The sequence below is a fragment of the Kitasatospora sp. NPDC091276 genome (assembly GCF_040684355.1).
GTDB lineage: Bacteria > Actinomycetota > Actinomycetes > Streptomycetales > Streptomycetaceae > Kitasatospora.
This window is the reverse complement of sequence record NZ_JBFBFU010000024.1, coordinates 24,844-44,000: the sequence shown is the minus strand read 5'-3', so window position 1 is coordinate 44,000 and position 19,157 is coordinate 24,844. Positions and strand designations below refer to the sequence as shown.

Genomic DNA, 19,157 nt, shown 5'->3' with positions numbered 1-19,157 from the left:
GACCCCTACGCCTTCGATGATGGCATGTCCAGACGGGCGTTCCGGGCCTGACCGGCGTCGACGGGTGATCCGTGGCCATCACGTGATCGGGCCGTGACCGCCGGTTCGTCCTGCACGGCCACCTGCGCGCGCAGGTGCACCGCCGGATTGGCCGGAACCCGCCTACCCGGCCGGACGCTCCTGACGGTCGATCAGCTCCAGGGAGCGTTCCAGCAGCTCGACGGGGTCGGTGCCGGCCGGCCGGGACAGCCAGTGGATCCGGCCGTCGCGGCGGAACCAGGACTCCTGACGGCGGGCGAAGCGCTTGGTGGCCCGGACGGTCTCGGCCCGTGCCTCGTCCTCGGTGCACTCTCCGGCGAAGTGGTCCAGCACCTGCTGGTAGCCGAGCGCCCGGGAGGCCGTCCGCCCCTCCCGCAGCCCGACCCGCTCCAGCGCGCGCACCTCGTCCAGCAGTCCGGCCCGCCACATCAGGTCGACCCGCAGCGTGATCCGCTCGTCCAGTTCGGGGCGCGGCACCGCGACCCCGATCTGCACCGCGTCGTAGACGGCGGTGTTGCCGGGCAGGTTCGCGGTGAACGGCTGCCCGGTGATCTCGATGACCTCCAGCGCGCGGACGATCCGCCGCCCGTTGCCGGTCAGGATCGCCTCCGCGGCCGCCGGGTCCAGCTCGGCCAGCCGCCGGTGCAGCGCGAGCGGGCCGGCCTCCTCCAGCTCGGCCTCCAACCGGGCCCGGACCGCCGGGTCGGTGCCGGGGAACTCCATCTCGTCGATCGCCGCCCGGACGTACAGCCCGGAGCCGCCGACCAGGACGGGCGTGCGCCCGGCCGCGAGCAGCCGGTCGATCTCGGCGCGGGCCAGCCGCTGGTACTCGGCGACGCTGGCGGCCTCGGTGACGTCCCAGACGTCCAGCAGGTGGTGCGGCACGCCGCCGCGCTCGGCGGGGGTGAGCTTGGCGGTGCCGATGTCCATGCCCCGGTACAGCTGCATCGAGTCGGTGTTGATCACCTCGCCGCCGAGGCTGCGGGCGATGGCGACGGCCAGGTCGGACTTGCCGGCGGCGGTCGCGCCGACGATGCAGACCACTCGGGGCTGGGCGGCGCGGGACTGGTCGGTACGGGAGCTGCTCACCGCTCCAGTCTCGCAAAACCGCCGCCGCACCCGTGACCGGGCTGCCCGTCGGCCCCGACTGCGCGACGATGTGACTGTGTCCAGCCGTCTCCGGCCATCTCCGCCGTTTCCGCAGTTGAGCCGGTTTGCGAACGGTTCGGCGGTGACGGACGTTGGGCAGGAGACAGGGACGAAAGGGTGAGATCGCCATGGGTCTGATGGACAACCTCAAGGGCAAGGCCGAAGAGCTCAAGGGCAAGGCCAGTGAGCTCGCCGGCAAGCACAGCGAGCAGATCGAGCACGCGGTGGACAAGGCCGGCGGCGCGATCGACAAGGCGACCAAGGGCAAGTACAGCGAGAAGATCGAGCACGGCGCCAGCAAGGCCAAGGGCGCGGTGGACGACTTCGCCCACAAGCCGAAGCCGGGCGAGGAGGGGCCGGCCGGCGGCAACGGCCAGGCGCCGCGGGCCTGACGCCCCGCGCTCCGATCAGCTCCAGGACGCCACGACGTAGCCGACCCCGTACGGGGCGTCCTGGTAGCCGAGCCGCGCGGTGAGGCCGGCGCCCTCCGCGGCGCCGGCCAGCACCTGCCAGGGCGCCCGGCCCTCGGCCTTGAGCTCGGCGGCCAGCCCGGCGTCCAAAGCGGCGAGCGCGGGCAGGTCGGCTGAGCCCAGCGCGGCGGCCAGGGCGGCGTCGAAGCCCTCGGCGCGCTCGTCCAGGTAGCCGGGCGCCTTCACCGAGCGGCAGGCGCTGCCGTCGCCCACCACCAGCAGGCCGACCCGGTCGGCCAGCTGGGCCAGGCCCTGGCCGAGCCCGAGCATCCGGTCGGCGGGCGCGTCGGCGGGCACCGCGCAGGCGTGCGTCGGCAGCGTCACCCCGGCACGCTCCAGCAGCCAGGCGCCGACCGTCAGCGAGGGCGCCAGCTCCGGCCCCTCGACCCGGCCGCCGGGCAGCTTGGCGACCAGCGGCACCCCGTAGCGGTGGAAGGACCCGGCCCCGCCCTCGGTCCACACCTCGGCCTCCGGGCCGGCACCGACCACCACGACCAGCTGCGGTCCGGCCGCGACCAGCGCCGCGAGGGCCTCGTCGCAGGCGGCCCGCAGCGGGTCCAGTTCGGCGGCCGCCCCGGCGGCGACCTCGGGGACGAGCAGCGGCGGACAGGGGCACACGGCGGCGGCTACCAGCATGCGGATCACTCTAGCCAAACGGCGACGGCGGCCCGGCCGGACTCGAAGTCCCGCCGGGCCGCCGGTGGAGGAGCGGGCCGCCGTTCGAGCAGCGGGCCCCGTTCGAGCAGCGGGCCGTCAGTCGCCGCAGCAGGCCCCGCCCGCCGGAGCGGCCAGGGGCAGCGCGGCCGGGGCACCGATGCCCGGCAGGCCGAGCATCACCCCGGCCGGCTTGGCCGCGGGCTTGGCCTGGCGCTTCTCCCAGGCGTCACCGGCCCGGGTGCGGCGCACCGCGAGCGACGGGCCCTCGGCGAGCAGGTGGTGCGGGGCGGCGTAGGTGATCTCGACGGTCACCAGGTCGCCCGGGCGCACCGGCTCCGTCGGCCTGGTGAAGTGCACCAGCCGGTTGTCGGGGGCGCGGCCGGAGAGCCGGTCGGTCTTGTCGTCCTTCTTGCCCTCGCCCTCGGCGACCAGGATCTCCAGGGTGCGGCCGACCTGCTTCTTGTTCTCCTCCCAGGAGATCTCCTCCTGGAGGGCGATCAGCCGGTCGTAGCGGGCCTGCACGACGGCCTTCGGCACCTGGTCCGCCATCTCGGCGGCCGGGGTGCCGGGGCGCTTGGAGTACTGGAAGGTGAAGGCGTTGGTGAAGCGGGCCTCGCGGACGGTGTGCATCGTCTGCTCGAAGTCCTCCTCGGTCTCGCCGGGGAAGCCCACGATGATGTCGGTGGAGATGGCCGCGTCCGGCATCGCCTCGCGGACCTTCCGGATGATCCCGAGGAAGCGCTCCTGGCGGTAGGAGCGGCGCATCGCCTTGAGGACGGTGTCGGAGCCGGACTGCAGCGGCATGTGCAGCTGGTGCATCACGTTCGGCGTCTCGGCCATCGCGGCGATCACGTCGTCGGTGAAGTCGCGCGGGTGCGGCGAGGTGAAGCGGATCCGCTCCAGGCCCTCGATCTGGCCGGCGGCGCGCAGCAGCTTGGAGAAGGCCTCGCGGTCGCCCAGGTCGGAGCCGTAGGCGTTGACGTTCTGGCCGAGCAGGGTCACCTCGATGACGCCCTCGTCCACCAGCGCCTCGATCTCGGCGAGGACGTCGCCGGGGCGGCGGTCCTCCTCCTTGCCGCGCAGCGCGGGGACGATGCAGAAGGTGCAGGTGTTGTTGCAGCCGACGGAGATGGCGACCCACGCGGCGTACGCGGACTCGCGGCGGGTCGGCAGGGTGGAGGGGAAGGTCTCCAGCGACTCCAGGATCTCGACCTGGGCCTTGCGCTCGACCGCGGCCCGCTCCAGCAGCGCCGGCAGGTGGCCGATGTTGTGGGTGCCGAACACCACGTCGACCCAGGGAGCCTTGCGGACGATGGTGTCGCGGTCCTTCTGGGCGAGGCAGCCGCCGACGGCGATCTGCATGCCCTTGTGGCGGCTCTTGACCGGCGCCAGCTGCCCGAGGTTGCCGTACAGCTTGTTGTCGGCGTTCTCCCGCACCGCGCAGGTGTTGAACACCACCAGGTCCGGGTCGCCGTCCTGCCCCGCCTTGACGTAACCCGCGTCCTCCAGCAGGCCGGACAGCCGCTCGGAGTCGTGGACGTTCATCTGGCAGCCGTACGTGACGACCTTGTAGCTCTTCAATCCGCTCTCACCGCTCACCAGACCAGGGTACGGGCAGCCGCGAAGCGCTTTTCCCCCACCGTTTCCCCTCCCGTTCCGGCGGAGCGCCTGGCAGTATCCCTGCATGACCCCCACCACCCCGTCCCGTCTCGGCGCCGCCGTCCGCACCGCGGCCCGCAGCCCGCTGTGGCGGACGGTGCTGGTGCTGGTGCTGCTGGTCGCGGGGCTGGGCGGCTGGTGGCTGTCGGCGGGCCGCTCGCCCGGCTACCCGCGCGGCGAGACGCGCTTCGCGACCGGCGTGCAGCGCGGTGTCTACGACCGGTACGGGCAGCTGCTGGAGGCCCACGTCACCAAGGCCATGCCGGGGGTGCGGCTGGCCCTGGACAACACCGAGGGCTCGATCGACAACCTGGCCCGGGTGACCAGCGGCCAGGACGACTTCGCGATCGCCACCGCCGACGCCGTCGCCGACTACCAGGGCCCGGGCAAGGACCGGCTGCGGGCGATCGCACGGCTGTACGACGACTACCTCCAGCTGATCGTCCCGTCCTCCTCGACGGTGCACCGCACGGCCGACCTCAAGGGGCTGCGGGTCGGCGTGGGCCTGCCGCAGTCCGGGGTGAACCTGGTGACCAGGCGGCTGCTGGCCGCGGCCGGCCTGGACCCGGACCACGACATCGTCCCGGTGTCGGCGGGCGTCGGCGACGCCGCCGACCAGCTGCGGGAGAACAAGCTCGACGCCTTCTTCTGGTCCGGCGGGCTGCCGACCAGCGCCCTCACCGACCTGTCCGACCACATGCGGATGCGGGTCGTGCCGCTGGGGGACCTCGCCGGGGCCATCCACAAGATGGAAGGCGGCGGCACCGACGCCTACCGGGCGGCCACCATGCCCAAGGGCACCTACCCGAACGCCGACCCCAAGGACGCCGTCGCCACCGTGGCCGTGCCCAACCTGCTGATCACCCGGGACGACGTGGACCCGGGCCTGGTCGAGGGCATGACCCGGGCGGTGATCGACAGCCGCGACCAGATCGGCGCTCAGGTGCACGCCGCCCAGCTGGTCGACCTGCGCACCGCCGTCTACACCGACCCGCTCCCGCTGCACGAGGGCGCGGCCCGCTACTACCGCTCGGTGAAGCCCTGAAGGTGGACCCCTGAAAGTGGAGCCCTGAAGGTGAGGTCCTGAAGCCCGGAAGCCCTGACACCGCACGGGCGCCGTGGGCCCGTACGGGCTACCGCTTCTCCGGCCGCGGCACCGCCAGCGTCACCGCGAGCCCGGTCGGCTGGACCGGGGCGAAGGCGAGCGAACCGCCGCCCGCCGCCAGCAGGGTGCGGGCGATCGACAGGCCGAGCCCGGAGCCGTCCACGTTCTGGTGCCGCGGGCTGCGCCAGAAGCGGTCCCCGGCGCGGGGCAGCTCGTCCTCGGCGAGGCCGGGCCCGGCGTCCGTGACGGTCACCGCGACCTCGTCCCGACGCACCGAGACCTTCAGCCGCACCCCGCTGCCGACCGGGCCGAACTTGAGCGCGTTGTCCAGCACGGCGTCCAGGGCGGAGCCGAAGCCGATCGGGTCCGCCATGCCGACGGCGAGCGCCGGGCCCTCCCAGCGCAGCTCGATCCCGCGCTGCTCGGCGACCGGCCGCCAGGCGTCGACCCGGGCCAGGGTGAGCGCGGCGAGATCGGTCTGCTCGGGTTCGGGGCGGGCGTGCTCGGCGGTGGCCAGGCCCAGCAGGTCGTCCAGCACCCGGGCCAGCCGGACGCCCTCCTCCCGGACGCCGCCGAGCTCCTCCTCGTGCCCCTCGGGCAGTTCCAGGCCGAGCACCTCGACCCGCAGCAGCAGGGCCGCCAGCGGGTTGCGCAGCTGGTGCGAGGCGTCCGCGACGAAGGCCTTCTGCTGGTCCATGGCGAGCACCACGTGGTCGGCCATCTCGTTGAACGAGCGGGCCAGCCGCTGCAGCTCGGGCGGGCCGCCGCCGGGCGCGACCCGGGCGGCCATCCGGCCGGTGGCGATGTCGTGGGTGGCCCGGTCGAGGGTGCGGACCGGGCGCAGCACCCACTCGGTGAGCCGACCGGCCAGCAGCACCGCGACGATCATCGCGGCGGCCTCGCCGGTGCCGATCACCAGCCAGCTGTGCAGGATCCGGGTGCGCAGCGCCCCGGTGGGGGACTCGCTGAGCACCACCGCGACCACGTCGCCGTCGCGCACCACCGGGGTGGCGACGGTCAGGGTGCGGTCGTCGGTCCACGGCCAGACCTGGGGCGGGTTGTGGCTGCGCCGCCCGTCCAGCGCCTCCTGGAAGGCCTGCGCGCCCCAGCCGCCGGGGGGCACCCGCCAGTCGGCGGGGGCGGCGGCGATCGGCACGCCGTCGCGCTGGAAGATGCCCAGCCGCACGCCGTACAGGTCGTGGTAGCGGCGGACCTCGGCGTCGATCGCGTGCCGGCGGCTGACGTCGCCGGGGGCGGGCTCCGGGTCGCCCTTGAGCGCGGACTCCACCGCCGAGGGGCCGGAGGTGGGCAGGTCCTGGGCGAAGCGGGCGGCGTCGTCGAGCCGGTCGACGACCACCTTGCTCTGCTCGGCCGCCGCGACCGCTGCCGCGAGCGGCAGCCCCAGGGCGGCCAGGACGCAGAGCATGAGGGCGATCAGGATGCCGAGCAGGCGGGTGCGCACGTGCGGTCAGCGCTCCGCGGGGGCGGGCGGGGCCGGGTCCGCGGCGGGCGCCGGGGACTCCGGGATCAGGCGGTAGCCGACGCCGCGGACGGCCTCGACCAGGCCGGGCAGCGCGAGCTTGTTGCGCAGCGAGCCGATGTGCACCTCCAGGGTGCGCCCGTTGCCCTCCCAGCCGCTGCGCCAGACCTCGCTGAAGATCTGCTCGCGCCGGTAGACCACGCCGGGGCTCTGGGCGAGCAGGGCGAGCAGGTCGAACTCCTTGCGGGTGAGCGGCACGTCCCGGCCGTCCACGCTGACCCGGCGGCGCTCCCGGTCGATCCGGATGCCGCGGGACTCCAGCGGGCCGCGCTGCTGCGGGACGGCGTCGGGCGCGGGCACCGCCACCGAGGCGGGGGCGGCGCCGCGGCGGGCCACCGCGTGGATGCGGGCGAGCAGCTCGCCCATGTCGTAGGGCTTGGTGACGTAGTCGTCGGCGCCCAGGTTGAGGCCGTGGATCCGGGAGCGGATGTCGGCGCGGGCGGTGACCATGATCACCGGAACGCCGCTGCCGGCCCTGATCCGGCTGCACACCTCGAAGCCGTCGCGGTCGGGCAGCCCGAGGTCGAGCAGCACCACCCGGTACGGGTCGTTCCCGTCCGGCACCAGGGCGTCCAGCGCCTCGTGCCCGCTGCGGGCGTGCCGGACCTGGAAGCCGTGCCGGCCCAGTACCGCGACCAGCGCGGCGGCCACGCGTTCGTCGTCCTCGACGAGCAGCAGTCGCATCCTGTTCTCCTCCTTCCCCCACCTGATCACCGGGACCGCCCGGTCGGGCCCCGGTCCTGCGCAGTATGAGCCAGTGGGCGGCCCGGCGCCAGGCTCGGTCGCCCGACGGCTGCCGCGGGGCGGGGCGCGCCGGCGCGGACGCCCGCTCTCACATGCCCCGTTGGCGACCCGGCGAACGGCCCGCGAGCAGCGTGTGGCCGTTTCGTGATCCTCAAGTTCCGCTCAGATCGGCTGACGGCACGTCGTCATCACTCCTATGGTCGGCCCACCGGGGGCTGCGGCTCCGCCGGTCGCGGCTCCCGGATTTCGTACCACCATTGCCGCCCAAGGGAGTTCAGACTTTCACGGGCCGACACGAGGGAGCAGGCGCGATGGCCGAGAATCCGGTCGAGGACTCCACCCCTGCAGCCGCCCCCCTGGTCGTGCTGAGCAGCGTGAACAAGCACTACGGAGCGCTGCACGTCCTCCAGGACATCGACCTGAAGATCGTCCAGGGCGAGGTCGTGGTCCTGATCGGGCCGTCCGGCTCCGGCAAGTCGACGCTCTGCCGGACGATCAACCGGCTGGAGACCATCGACTCCGGCACGATCACCATCGACGGCCGCCCGCTGCCCGCCGAGGGCAAGGAGCTGGCCCGGCTGCGCGCCGAGGTCGGCATGGTGTTCCAGAGCTTCAACCTGTTCGCGCACAAGACGGTGCTGGAGAACGTCGTCATCGGCCAGGTCAAGGTGCGCGGGATCGCCCGGGCGCAGGCCGAGAAGACCGCCCGCGAACTGCTGGAGCGGGTCGGCGTCGGCGCGCAGGCGGACAAGTTCCCCGCCCAGCTCTCCGGCGGCCAGCAGCAGCGCGTGGCGATCGCCCGGGCGCTGGCGATGAAGCCCAAGGTGATGCTCTTCGACGAGCCCACCTCGGCCCTCGACCCGGAGATGGTCAACGAGGTGCTGGAGGTCATGCGCCAGCTGGCCGCCGACGGCATGACGATGGTCGTGGTCACCCACGAGATGGGTTTCGCCCGCTCCGCCGCCAACCGCGTGCTGTTCATGGCCGACGGCCGGATCGTCGAGCAGAACACCCCGGACGCCTTCTTCACCGCGCCGCGTTCCGACCGTGCCAAGGACTTCCTCTCGAAGATCCTCCACCACTGACGCTTCGAGACCACGCGGGGCCGCCGCCGGCAAGGACGCCGGGCGGCCCTGCCCGCGCACGCACCTTCCAGACGCCAGAGCCCGGTTAGCCGTGGCCCAGCTCCCAGGAGAACAACCCTCATGAGGACTCGTCGCACCCTCGCCGTCGCGCTCTGTGCCGTCGCGCTCACCGCCACCGCCGCCTGCGGCAAGGACGGCACCCCCGGCGCCACCGCCGCGAGCAGCGGCAACGCCCCGGCGCTGCCCACCTACACGGTCAAGACCGACGTCAAGATCGACTCGGCGATCCTCGCCGAGGCGAAGAAGCGCGGTCAGCTGATCATCGGCGCCAAGGCCGACCAGCCGTTCCTGGGCTTCGAGGACGTCGCCAGCGGCGACCGCAGCGGCTTCGACATCGAGATCGCCAAGATGATCGCCGCCGACCTCGGCTTCAGCCCGCAGCAGATCAAGTGGCAGACGCTGGTCTCCTCGCAGCGCGAGCCGGCCATCGCCAAGGGCCAGATCGACTTCTACGTCGGCACCTACAGCATCAACGACGAGCGCAAGAAGACGGTCTCCTTCGCCGGCCCGTACTACATCGCCGGCCAGGACTTCCTGGTGAAGGCCGACAACACCTCGATCACCGGCCCGGAGAGCGTCGGCGGCAAGAACATCTGCACCGCCACCGGCTCCACCTCGATCAAGAACATCCAGCAGTACAACCCGAAGATCACGCAGTTCGACACCTACTCGGCCTGCGTCGAGAAGCTGCTGTCCGGCGAGGTCGACGCGGTCACCACCGACGACGCGATCCTCAAGGGCTACGCCTCCAAGTACGCCCCCAAGCTCAAGGTGGTCGGCAAGCCGTTCACCAAGGAGAACTACGGCGTCGGTCTCAACAAGGACGACGCGGTCCTGCGCAACGCCATCAGCGACGCGCTCAAGGCCCACGAGGACAACGGCGACTGGAAGAAGGCCTACGACGCGACCCTGGGCGCGTCCGGCTCCGCCGCGCCGGCCGTGCCGGCCCTCGAACGCTACTGATCCGGTCCACGCCCGACCATCCGTCCTGACCATCTGATGAGAGGAGGGCCGCCGGATGGGGTTCCTGTTCGAGCAGGACAACTTCGCGTTGTTCCGCGACGGCTTCCTGCAGACGATCGAGCTGAGCGCGCTCAGCGCCCTGCTCGCCCTGCTGCTGGGCACCCTGCTGGCGGCCTTCCGGGTCTCCCCGGTGCCGGTCCTGCGGGCCTTCGGCACCGCCTGGGTCACGCTGTTCCGCAACACCCCGCTGACCCTGCTGTTCTTCGCCGTCACCTTCGGCCTGCCGCCGCTCGGGGTGCACTTCGGCCACCTCACCTTCGCGGTGCTGGCGCTCGGCGGCTACACCGCCTCGTTCGTCTGCGAGGTGATCCGCTCGGGCATCAACACCGTGCCGCTCGGCCAGGCCGAGGCGGCCCGCAGCCTCGGCATGAGCTTCGGCCAGACCCTCACCCTGGTCATCCTGCCGCAGGCCACCCGGACCGTCCTGGCCCCGCTGAGCAGCGTGTTCATCGCGCTGCCGAGGAACTCGGCGATCGCCGGCGCGTTCAGCGTCAGCGAGCTGTACAGCGTGCAGCAGACCCTCTCCGAACGCGGCTACGCGATCTTCGGGATCTTCTTCTGGGTGGCCTGCGCCTACCTGGTGATCAGTGCCACGGTCGCCACGCTGTTCCGCGTCCTGGAATCCCGACTGGCGGTGGCCCGATGAGCAACCTCTTCACCCGCACCCCCACGGCCAGCGTCCTCTACGACGCCCCCGGCCCGCGGGCCCGCACCCGGTACCGGCTGTTCGGGGTACTGGCGCTGATCGGCGTCGCCGCCCTGCTCTGGTACGTCTTCGCCGCGCTCTCCGACAACGGCCAGTTCGACCCGCAGATGTGGGACGCGTTCCAGTACAACACCGTCCAGCAGCGCATCGTGGACGGCCTGCTCTCCACCCTGGAGGCCTTCGGCCTGGCCGCACTGTTCTCGCTCACCCTGGGCGGCCTGCTCGCCGCCGGGCAGCTCTCCGACCACAAGCCGGTCCGCTGGGCGGCCGTCGGCTTCGTCCAGTTCTTCCGGGCGATGCCACTGCTGATCCTGATCGTCGCGCTCTACTACGCGTTCTTCGCGAAGGAGCCGATGTGGGCGCTGGTGCTCGGCCTCACCCTCTACAACGGCTCGGTGCAGGCCGAGATCATCCGCAGCGGCGTCAACGCCGTCCCGCGCGGCCAGGCCGAGGCGGCCTACGCGCTCGGCATGCGCAAGACCCAGGTGATGGCCGGCATCCTGGTGCCGCAGGCGATCCGCTCGATGCTGCCCTCGATGATCGGCCAGCTGGTCGTCACCCTGAAGGACACCTCGCTCGGCTTCGTCATCACCTTCCACGAGCTGCTGTTCGTCGGCAAGGCGATCGCCAGCCAGCCGATCAACGCCGCGGGCTTCCCCTACATCCCCGTGGTGCTGGTGATCGGTCCGATCTACATCGCCATGTGCCTGCTGCTGACCGCCCTCGCCCGGTGGATCGAAGCGCGCGGCCGTCGCGGCGCGAACCGGCGCACTTCAGCTGCTGCTTGACGCACACGCAGGTGAACTGTTGCATTGCTCTTCGTGACACCTCCCGGGAGCATCCACGCGGCATATGCGGCAGCGGTAACTGACGCCGGCCCATCGGCCGGTTCGTGCCCGGAGGTCACCACATGGACCCGGTGATCGTGGTCGGGGCCGGACCGGTCGGTCTGGCCCTGGCCCTCGCCCTCGCCCGGCACGAGGTGCCGACCATCGTCCTGGACGAGGGCTCCGGGCTCTGCCCCGAGGGCCCGCGCAGCGTCGTCCTCGGGGCCGACACCGCCGCCTTCCTCACCCGGATCGGCTACCCGCGGGCCGTCTCGGACTCCGCCCTCTGGGACTCCTTCACCGTCTGGCGCCGCCGCCAGGAGGTGCTGCGGATCGACCTCACCGACTCCCCCGCCTTCCACCTGCCCCAGCACCGCCTCCAGCGCGGCCTGCGCGACGCCCTCACCGGCACCCCGCTGGTCCGGCTGGTCCCGCTGAGCCGGGTCGTCGAACTCGAACAGGACCGCGACGGCGTCAGCGTCCGCACCCACGGCACCCAGGACGGCTCCAGCACCTGGTGGCGCGGCAGCCACCTGGTCGGCTGCGACGGCGCCAGATCCGCCGTCCGCAAGCTCCTGAAGATCCGCTTCCCCGGCCGCCCCGCCGTCGACCGCAACGCCATCGCCACCGTCCGGGTCGACCTGCCCTTCCACGAGGCCCGGCTGCACCGCGAGCCCCCGTGGCGCGGCGACCGCGAGGCCTCCGCCCGCCCGCTGCCGGACGGCGTCTGGCGGCTCGACTGGCGGCTGCCCCCCGGGCGGCCCGCCCCCACCGAAGCCGTCGACCCGCACGCCACCTGGCCCGGCGTCGTCACCGGCGACACCCTGCTCACCCGGGTCACCGCCACCCTCACCGGCTGGTGCGGCGAACTCCCCCGCTTCGACCTGCTCGCCGCCGCCGACCACACCGCCCAACAGCGCCTCGCCGCCCGGTTCCGCAGCGGCCGTTGCTTCCTCGCCGGCGACGCCGCCCACCTGCACGGCGCGCTCGGCATGCAGAACCTGGCCGACGGGCTGCGCGACGCCGACAACCTCGCCTGGCGGCTCTCCCTCGCCTGGCACCTCCACTCCGGCGGCCCGCAACCCGGAGGCTCCCTGCTGGACGGCTACGAGGCCGAACGGCGCGGCGCGGTCGGCGCCCGGCTGCGCGCCGTCGACCAGTCCATGCCGCTGCTGCGCCCGCTGCGCGGCTGGCAGCAGACCCGGCGCTCGCTGCTGGTCGGCGGCTTCCGCAAGCACGCACCGCTGCTCGCCGACGGACAGCTCGGCACCGGCCGCTTCGGCGGCGCGCCCGCCTACCCGGCCGCGCCCTCGGGCGTCCCCGGCCGGGTGCCGGTCCAGCGCGGCGCCCGCGGCACCACCTCGCTCAGCGAACTGCTGCCGGCCACCGCCCCCGGCGTGCTCGTCCCGGACCTGCCGGTGCTCGCCGCCGACGGCACCCCGGATCACCTGCACGCCCGGCTCGGCGTCACCTTCCTGCTGCTGCTGGTCGCCCCCGGCACCGCCGTCTGGTCCGCCGAGCACTGGCTGGGCGCCGGCCTGATGCCCCGGCTCGCCGAGGTCGCCGCCGCGCTGCCGGTGCCCGCCGAAGTGCTGGTCACCGAGGAGTACCCGGAGGCCGGGCCGCACACCGTGCTGCTGATCCGGCCGGACGGGCACCTGGTCGGCGCCACCCAGGGCGCCGCCGCCGAGGACCTGCTGGCGCTCGCCGACCGCGCCCGGGGCGGGCCGGCCCCGCTCGCCGGCGCACCCGAAGCCGAGCCCGACCAGGACCCCGCGCCGGAGCCCGCCGCCCGCCAGGCGCCCCGGCAGGTGGACTCACCCCGCGCGTAGGGCCCTGGCGCGTGCCCCGGGCGTGCAACTCCGGGCGTGCGCCGGACAGGACCGGACAGGACCGGGCAGGGCCTAACTCGCCACCGCGATGGCCCGGCTCTCCCGGACCACCGTCACCCGGATCTGGCCGGGATAGGTCAGCTCCTCGGAGACCTGCCGGGCGACCTCGCGGGCGATCAGCTGCGCCCCGAGGTCGTCCACCTCCTCCGGCCGCACCATCACCCGTACCTCGCGCCCCGCCTGCATCGCGTACACCTCGGCCACGCCCTCGTGCGCGCGGGCGATCTCCTCCAGCCGCGCCAGCCGCCGCACGTACACCTCCAGCGACTCCTTGCGCGCCCCGGGCCGCCCGCCCGAACAGGCGTCCGCGGCCTGCGTGAGCACGGCCTCCACGGTGCGCGGCTCCACCTCGCCGTGGTGCGCGGCGATCGCGTGCACCACCTCCGGGGACTCCCCGTGCCGGCGGGCGAAGTCCGCGCCGACCGCCGCGTGGCTGCCCTCGACCTCGTGGGTGAGCGCCTTGCCGATGTCGTGCAGCAGGGCCGACCGCCGTACCGGCTCCGGGGCCACCCCGAGCTCGGCGGCCATCATCCCGGCCAGGTGCGCGGACTCCAGCAGGTGCCCGAGCACGTTCTGCCCGTACGAGACCCGGTAGCGCAGACTGCCCAGGGTGCGGACGAGTTCGGGGTGCATCCCGCCGACCCGGGCGTCCAGCAGGGCGTCCTCACCGGCCCGGACGCAGCACTGCTCGACCTCCTCGCGGCTGCGCTCGTGGACGTGCTCGATCCGGGTCGGGTGGATCCGGCCGTCCTCGACCAGTTGTTCCAGGGTGAGCCGGGCGGTCTCCCGGCGGACCGGGTCGAAGCAGGAGAGCTGCACCGTCGCGGGGGTGTCGTCGATGATCAGGTTGACGCCGGTGACCGCCTCGAAGGCACGGATGTTGCGGCCTTCGCGGCCGATGATCCGGCCCTTCATGTCCTCGCTCGGCAGCCGGAAGACGGTGACCGCCGTCTCGGCGGTCTGCACCGTCGCCAGCCGCTGGATCGCCCCGGCGAGGATGCCCCGGGCCCGGCGCTCGCCCTCCTCCCTGGCCTCGCGCTCGAACTCCCGGACCGTGACCGCGGCCTCCCGCCGAGCCGTGGTCGCGGCCTCGCGCAGGAGTTCGGCGCGGGCCTGCTCGGCGGAGAGTCCGCCGGCCCGCTCCAGCACCGCCACCCGGCGGGTCACCAGGGCCTCGGCCTCGCCCCGGGCGCGCTCCAGCTCGGCGAAGCGCGCGGCGAGTTCGTCCTCCCTGGTCCGGACCCGGCGCAGCTCCTCGGCCAACTGCTCCTCGCGCCGGTCGAGTTCGGCCCGCTGCCGGGAGGTCTGCTGCTCGGCCCAGCCGCGAACGCGCTCGGCCTCGACGCCGGCGCGCCGCTGGGCGGCCCGGAGCCGCTTGGCCAGCAACCCGACCAGGACGGCGAGGAGCAGCAGGACGGCGCCGGCCGACCCGGCGAGGAGCAGCAGGGAGGCGTCCGGTCCGGTGCCCGCAGAGATCCTCATGCCGCCCACTCCCCGTCACCGCTGTCCGCCGCCCGGCGTGGACCGCCGTCCGGAAGCGCCCCCGCACTGAGTGCGAGGCTAGGCGCGGGTCACGAAACGGTCAAGACTCGACCTGGACTGGACCAAGAAGCGTACGCAATGGCTACCGGACGGCCACTAGTCCCTCCCGGTTCCCGACGGTTCGCCCGGCTCCTCCTCGTCCAGCGCGCTCCGCACCACCCGGAACGCCAGCCCCTCGGAGTAGCCGCGCCGGGCCAGCACGCCGACCAGCCGCCGCATCCGGACCTGCGGGTCCAGCCCCCGGGTGGACCGCAGCTTGCGGTCCACCAGCGCCCGGGCGGCCTCGGTCTCGTCGTCGTGGTCGAGCTGGGCGACGGCCTGTTCGACCAGGTCCGCGGCCACGCCCTTGGTGCGCAGTTCCTGGGCCAGCGCCCGCCGGGACAGCGCCCGGACGGCGTGCCGGGACTCCACCCAGGCCGCGGCGAAGGCCGCGTCGTCGATCAGCCCGACCTCTTCGAGCCGGGTGAGCACCTCGTCGGCGACGTCGTCCGGGATCTCCCGCTTGCGCAGGGCGTCGGCGAGCTGTTTGCGGCTCTTGGCGGCGCCGGTGAGCAGCCGCAGGCAGATGTCGCGGGCACGCGCCTCGGGATCGGCCGTCTCCTCGGTCCCGGCCCGCTTCCGTGCGGTTCGGCCGGTACGGACGGAGGGGTCTCGCTCGTCACCCGGAGCGCCCGCCTCGTCCGAGGCGTGCCCGGCGGAGCGCCCGGCCGGAGTGCGCCGCCCACGACGCGCCCCGGTACCGGTGCGCGGGGCCGGGGCGGTCACACCCCCGTGACCGACCGCCCCGGCCTCGCCCCGGCCGCTGCCCGCCGTCGCGGAGCCGGCCTCGTCGAACTCCTCGGCCGCCAGTGCCGATCGCCGCCTGCGGCGGCCGGTGGGCAGTTCGGAGGCGGAGACGAGCCCGAGCTCGTCCACCGTCGGCTCCGCCGGAGCCGGCCCGGGCGCCGCGCCGCGCACCGCCCGGGCCGACGCCCGGTCGAACTCCGGCTCCGGACCGGATGCCCACTGTGCGGCGGAGGACCGCTCCCGCCGCCGCCCCTTCCGGGACTGCGACCGCGCCCGGGGCGTCGCCTCGAACGGCGGCTCCGACTCCCCCGCCACGGCGGCGAACCAGTCCGGCGGCCCGTAGTCGTCGCCGTCCGGACCCGCCGGTCCGCCCTCACCCACTGCGTCGTGCTGCGTCAACGGTTCAGGCCTTGGCGGCCGCCGCCGTCTTCTTCGCCGCAGCCGTCTTGGCGGCGGTCGCGGTGATCGGCTTCGCGGCGCCGTCGGCGGCAGCGGCAGCGGCAGCGGCAGCAGCCTCGCCCTCGGCCGGCTCCTCGGTCTTCGGGCCGATGCCGAGCTTGCCCTTGATCTTCCGCTCGATCTCGTCGGCGAGCTGCGGGTTGTCCCGCAGGAAGTTGCGGGCGTTCTCCTTGCCCTGGCCGAGCTGGTCGCCCTCGTAGGTGTACCAGGCGCCGGACTTGCGGATGAAGCCGTGCTCGACGCCCATGTCGATCAGGCCGCCCTCGCGGCTGATGCCGACGCCGTAGAGGATGTCGAACTCGGCCTGCTTGAACGGCGCGGCGACCTTGTTCTTGACCACCTTGACGCGGGTGCGGTTGCCGACCGCCTCGGTGCCGTCCTTCAGGGTCTCGATCCGGCGGATGTCCAGCCGGACGGAGGCGTAGAACTTCAGCGCCCGGCCACCGGTCGTGGTCTCCGGCGAGCCGAACATGACGCCGATCTTCTCGCGCAGCTGGTTGATGAACACCGCCGTGGTGCCCGACTGGTTCAGCGCGCCGGCGATCTTGCGCAGCGCCTGGCTCATCAGCCGGGCCTGCAGACCGACGTGCGAGTCACCCATCTCGCCCTCGATCTCCGCACGCGGGACGAGCGCCGCGACCGAGTCGATGATGATCAGGTCGACCGCGCCGGAGCGGATCAGCATGTCGGTGATCTCCAGCGCCTGCTCACCGGTGTCCGGCTGGCTGACCAGCAGGGCGTCGGTGTCCACGCCGAGCTTCTTGGCGTACTCGGGATCGAGCGCGTGCTCCGCGTCGACGAAGGCGACCGTGCCGCCGGCCCGCTGGGCGTTGGCCGCCAGGTGGAGGGTCAGGGTGGTCTTGCCGGAGGACTCGGGGCCGTAGATCTCGACCACCCGGCCGCGCGGGATACCGCCGACACCGAGGGCGACGTCCAGGGCGGTGGACCCGGTGGGGATCACGTCGATCGGCTCGTTGGCCTTCTCGCCCAGGCGCATCACCGAGCCCTTGCCGAACTGCCGCTCGATCTGAGCGAGTGCGTTCTCAAGGGCCTTCTCGCGGTCCGTACCTGCCATGGCTTCCACCCTCGGGTTCTGTGCTGTGCGCTTCATCGTCCTCGACGCTAGCGCGTCCCACTGACAAACGAGCCCGACCCGGCTCCGCCTGTGGAAAACTCCTCGCCGGAGAGTATAGAGAACAACTGTTCGATTCAAGCCTCGCACGTCCGAACGGTGCCGCCACCGCCGGCCGGGTCACCTCCCGTCGCCGCCGACCATCCGCCGCAGCCGCCGCGCCGCCTCCCGGCGCAGCTCCCGCCGGGCCCGCCGCTGCTCGCCCCGGTCGATCCGCGGGTCGGTGGCCACCTCGTACCGCCGCACGTACGTCCCGACGAAGCCCTGCAGGGTGGCCGCCGCCGGGATGGCGATCAGCGCGCCCACCGCGCCGAGCAGCGCCGCGCCCGCGATCACCGCGCCGAACGCGACCGCCGGGTGCACGTCCACCGTCCGCGCGGTGATCCTCGGGTGCAGCAGGTAGTTCTCGACCTGCTGGTAGACCACCACGAAGATCAGCACCCAGAGCGCGTCCACCGGCTGCACGGTGAGCGCCACCAGCACCGGCAGCGCGCCGGCCAGGTACGTCCCGATGGTCGGCACGAACTGCGACATGACGCCGACCCAGACCGCCAGCGCGGCCGCGTACGGCAGGTCGAGCAGCTCGAACATCACCCAGTGCCCGATCGCGGAGACCACCGCGAGCAGCGCCCGGGAGTACAGGTAGCCGCCGGTCTTGGCGAGTGCGATCTCCCAGGCCCGCAGCACCTCGCCCTGCTTGGCGGGCGGCAGCATCGAGCAGACCGTCCGGCGGACCCGCGGGCCCTCGGCGGTGAAGTAGAAGGTGAACAGCCCGACCGTGAAGGCCTGGAAGAGCCCGCCGATCACGGTGGAGGAGAGGCCCCAGACGTTGTCGGCGGCCTGCTGGGCGTAGCTCTCGATCGCGCCGGAGTCCTTGAGCAGCTTCTTCTGCAGCTCGCCCAGCGACAGGTCCTGATGGAACGTCCGGTTCACCCAGTTGATCAGGTTGTCGACCAGGTGCGGCAGGTCCCCGGCGATCTTCGCGACCTGATCGACCAGCAGCGTGCCGAGCGCCGCGAGGAACCCGATCACCGCGATCCCCACCGCGACGAACACCAGGAAGGTGCCGATCCCGCGACGCACCCCGCGCGCCGCCATCCGGTCGACGGCCGGCTCCAGCGCCAGCGAGAGGAAGAAGGCCACCAGCAGCATCACGAAGAGGTCGATCAGCTGGTGGAAGGCCCAGTCGGCGAGCTGGAACAGCCCGACCAGCACCAGGGCCAGCACCATCGCCCGGGGCAGCCAGCGCGGCATCCCGCCACCCCAGAGGCCGCCGGCCGCGCCCTCCGGCAGCCGCGGTTCGGGCGGCGGGCCCGGAGCCTCGTCGGCGACCCGCGCCGTCCTGTCCGAATTCTGTGCTTCTGCGCTGCTTGTCACTCCGACAGTCTCACCCATCCCCCGGAACCGCCCGAGCACCGGGCACCCCGTCGGGGCGGGGTCGGTCCTCCGGGCGGGCGGTGGTCAGCGCAGCACGCCGGAGACGCCCTGAGTCTCGCAGACCACCCGCCAGACGTCCTTGGCCTCCCAGCCCGCCTCCAGCGCCTGCCGCACCGTCCGCCCGCCGAGTTCGCTCATCACGTGGTCGGAGGCGAAGGACTCCGCGTACGTCTCCCCGAAGTGCGCGTGCATCCGTCGCCAGAACTCCGTCAGCCTCATGGCTCCAGTATCCCGGACCGCGCGGCCCCGCTCCGGGCCCGCCACTGCCCGGCCGTCAGCGCGTACTCGACCTCACCGTGCTCGCTGCCGGGGATCGCCTCCGGGTAGTCCTCGTGGAAGGTGCGGACGAACGACAGCCCGGTCTTCTCCATGACCCGCCGCGAGCCCGCGTTGACCGTCATCGTGTACGCCACCACCCGCCGCACGCCCAGTTCGGTGAAGCCGCGGCGGACCAGCGCCCGCGCCCCCTCGGTCGCGTACCCGAGCCCCCAGGCGGCCCGGCGCAGCCGGTACCCCAGCTCGACCTCGGAGCGGTCGCCGTCCCGCGTCGGCCGGAACTCGAACCAGCCCAGGAAGGCCCCGCCGTCCCGCTCCTCGGCCGCCCACCAGCCGAGGTCGCCGTACCGCCGGTGGTGCGCGAGGTACAGCGGCAGCAGTTCGCCCTCGACCCGCTCCCGCGCGGTCGGTCGCCCGCCGGTGAGGTGGCGCATCACCTCCGGGTCGCCGTCCAGTTCGACCAGGTGGTCGACGTCCGCTGCGGTGAAGCGGCGCAGCACCAGCCGCTCGGTGGTGAGGAAGACGGTCACGCCCCGATCCTCACCCGCCGGCCCGGGCGGCGTCACCCG

The 19,157-nt window shown here is 73.4% G+C and carries 17 protein-coding genes and 1 pseudogene; 7 read left to right on the top strand and 11 right to left on the bottom strand.

The genetic code is table 11. From position 1 onward, the window contains the following. Positions 1-162: 162 nt before the first annotated feature. Positions 163-1,128 (bottom strand): tRNA (adenosine(37)-N6)-dimethylallyltransferase MiaA, encoded by a 966-nt coding sequence (miaA, locus tag AB0O19_RS27235; protein ID WP_363623190.1) that lies wholly within the window; start codon positions 1,126-1,128, stop codon positions 163-165. Between the two features lie 188 nt (positions 1,129-1,316). Between miaA and AB0O19_RS27230 the strand changes: the two genes are divergently transcribed. After that, positions 1,317-1,580 (top strand): antitoxin, encoded by a 264-nt coding sequence (locus tag AB0O19_RS27230; protein ID WP_363584573.1) that lies wholly within the window; start codon positions 1,317-1,319, stop codon positions 1,578-1,580. A 15-nt stretch (positions 1,581-1,595) separates the two neighbouring features. Here the strand turns inward: AB0O19_RS27230 and AB0O19_RS27225 are convergent, their stop codons facing one another. Further along, entirely contained in the window at positions 1,596-2,294 is a 699-nt protein-coding gene (locus AB0O19_RS27225; RefSeq protein WP_063349332.1) for a class III extradiol dioxygenase subunit B-like domain-containing protein, read from the bottom strand. Positions 2,295-2,411: 117 nt separating this feature from the next. Then, positions 2,412-3,914 carry a tRNA (N6-isopentenyl adenosine(37)-C2)-methylthiotransferase MiaB gene (gene miaB / locus AB0O19_RS27220; RefSeq protein WP_363584577.1) on the bottom strand — a complete coding sequence of 501 codons (1,503 nt, stop codon included), beginning with the start codon at positions 3,912-3,914 and terminating at the stop codon, positions 2,412-2,414. A gap of 85 nt (positions 3,915-3,999) precedes the next feature. Between miaB and AB0O19_RS27215 the strand changes: the two genes are divergently transcribed. After that, a complete protein-coding gene (locus tag AB0O19_RS27215; RefSeq protein WP_363623188.1) occupies positions 4,000-5,019 on the top strand; it encodes a TAXI family TRAP transporter solute-binding subunit in 1,020 nt (339 codons plus the stop codon). Between the two features lie 88 nt (positions 5,020-5,107). Here the strand turns inward: AB0O19_RS27215 and AB0O19_RS27210 are convergent, their stop codons facing one another. Both AB0O19_RS27210 and AB0O19_RS27205 read right to left on the bottom strand, forming a co-directional pair. Further along, positions 5,108-6,541: a HAMP domain-containing sensor histidine kinase gene (locus tag AB0O19_RS27210; RefSeq protein WP_363623186.1), complete on the bottom strand. Its 1,434-nt coding sequence runs from the start codon at positions 6,539-6,541 to the stop codon at positions 5,108-5,110. A gap of 6 nt (positions 6,542-6,547) precedes the next feature. Continuing rightward, the gene (locus AB0O19_RS27205) at positions 6,548-7,303 is read right to left on the bottom strand and encodes a response regulator transcription factor (protein WP_350880177.1); all 756 of its coding nucleotides are present in this window, start codon (positions 7,301-7,303) and stop codon (positions 6,548-6,550) included. Positions 7,304-7,674: 371 nt separating this feature from the next. On the opposite strand from AB0O19_RS27205, the gene AB0O19_RS27200 reads away from it, so the two are divergent. The 5 genes from AB0O19_RS27200 to AB0O19_RS27180 all read left to right on the top strand — a co-directional run bounded on the left by AB0O19_RS27200 (position 7,675) and on the right by AB0O19_RS27180 (position 12,896). After that, positions 7,675-8,448 carry an amino acid ABC transporter ATP-binding protein gene (locus tag AB0O19_RS27200; RefSeq protein WP_363584583.1) on the top strand — a complete coding sequence of 258 codons (774 nt, stop codon included), beginning with the start codon at positions 7,675-7,677 and terminating at the stop codon, positions 8,446-8,448. A 120-nt stretch (positions 8,449-8,568) separates the two neighbouring features. Then, positions 8,569-9,471, top strand: coding sequence for a glutamate ABC transporter substrate-binding protein (locus AB0O19_RS27195; protein WP_363623184.1), 903 nt, complete (start codon positions 8,569-8,571; stop codon positions 9,469-9,471). A 55-nt stretch (positions 9,472-9,526) separates the two neighbouring features. Next, positions 9,527-10,177: an amino acid ABC transporter permease gene (locus AB0O19_RS27190; protein WP_363623182.1), complete on the top strand. Its 651-nt coding sequence runs from the start codon at positions 9,527-9,529 to the stop codon at positions 10,175-10,177. After that, positions 10,174-11,025 (top strand): amino acid ABC transporter permease, encoded by an 852-nt coding sequence (locus tag AB0O19_RS27185; protein ID WP_363623180.1) that lies wholly within the window; start codon positions 10,174-10,176, stop codon positions 11,023-11,025. Before AB0O19_RS27190 ends, AB0O19_RS27185 begins: the two co-directional genes overlap by 4 nt. A 122-nt stretch (positions 11,026-11,147) precedes the next feature. Continuing rightward, positions 11,148-12,896, top strand: a complete 1,749-nt coding sequence (locus tag AB0O19_RS27180) for an FAD-dependent monooxygenase (protein WP_363623178.1) — start codon at positions 11,148-11,150, stop codon at positions 12,894-12,896. A 72-nt stretch (positions 12,897-12,968) separates the two neighbouring features. On the opposite strand, the gene rny is transcribed toward AB0O19_RS27180, so the two are convergent. The 6 genes and pseudogenes from rny to AB0O19_RS27150 all read right to left on the bottom strand — a co-directional run bounded on the left by rny (position 12,969) and on the right by AB0O19_RS27150 (position 19,118). Continuing rightward, positions 12,969-14,438, bottom strand: a complete 1,470-nt coding sequence (rny, locus tag AB0O19_RS27175) for a ribonuclease Y (RefSeq protein WP_363623176.1) — start codon at positions 14,436-14,438, stop codon at positions 12,969-12,971. Positions 14,439-14,594: 156 nt separating this feature from the next. Further along, positions 14,595-15,089 (bottom strand): annotated as a pseudogene (locus AB0O19_RS27170) (regulatory protein RecX); the annotation flags it as partial. A 598-nt stretch (positions 15,090-15,687) separates the two neighbouring features. Beyond that, entirely contained in the window at positions 15,688-16,818 is a 1,131-nt protein-coding gene (gene recA, locus AB0O19_RS27165; protein WP_363623174.1) for a recombinase RecA, read from the bottom strand. 177 nt (positions 16,819-16,995) lie between these two features. Continuing rightward, positions 16,996-18,129, bottom strand: coding sequence for an AI-2E family transporter (locus AB0O19_RS27160; protein WP_363623276.1), 1,134 nt, complete (start codon positions 18,127-18,129; stop codon positions 16,996-16,998). A gap of 207 nt (positions 18,130-18,336) precedes the next feature. After that, on the bottom strand, positions 18,337-18,531 hold the full coding sequence (locus AB0O19_RS27155) for a DUF3046 domain-containing protein (protein ID WP_350880193.1): 195 nt from the start codon (positions 18,529-18,531) through the stop codon (positions 18,337-18,339). Continuing rightward, positions 18,528-19,118, bottom strand: a complete 591-nt coding sequence (locus AB0O19_RS27150; protein WP_363584599.1) for a GNAT family N-acetyltransferase — start codon at positions 19,116-19,118, stop codon at positions 18,528-18,530. The genes AB0O19_RS27155 and AB0O19_RS27150 overlap by 4 nt, the downstream gene beginning before the upstream one ends. Positions 19,119-19,157 lie beyond the last annotated feature (39 nt).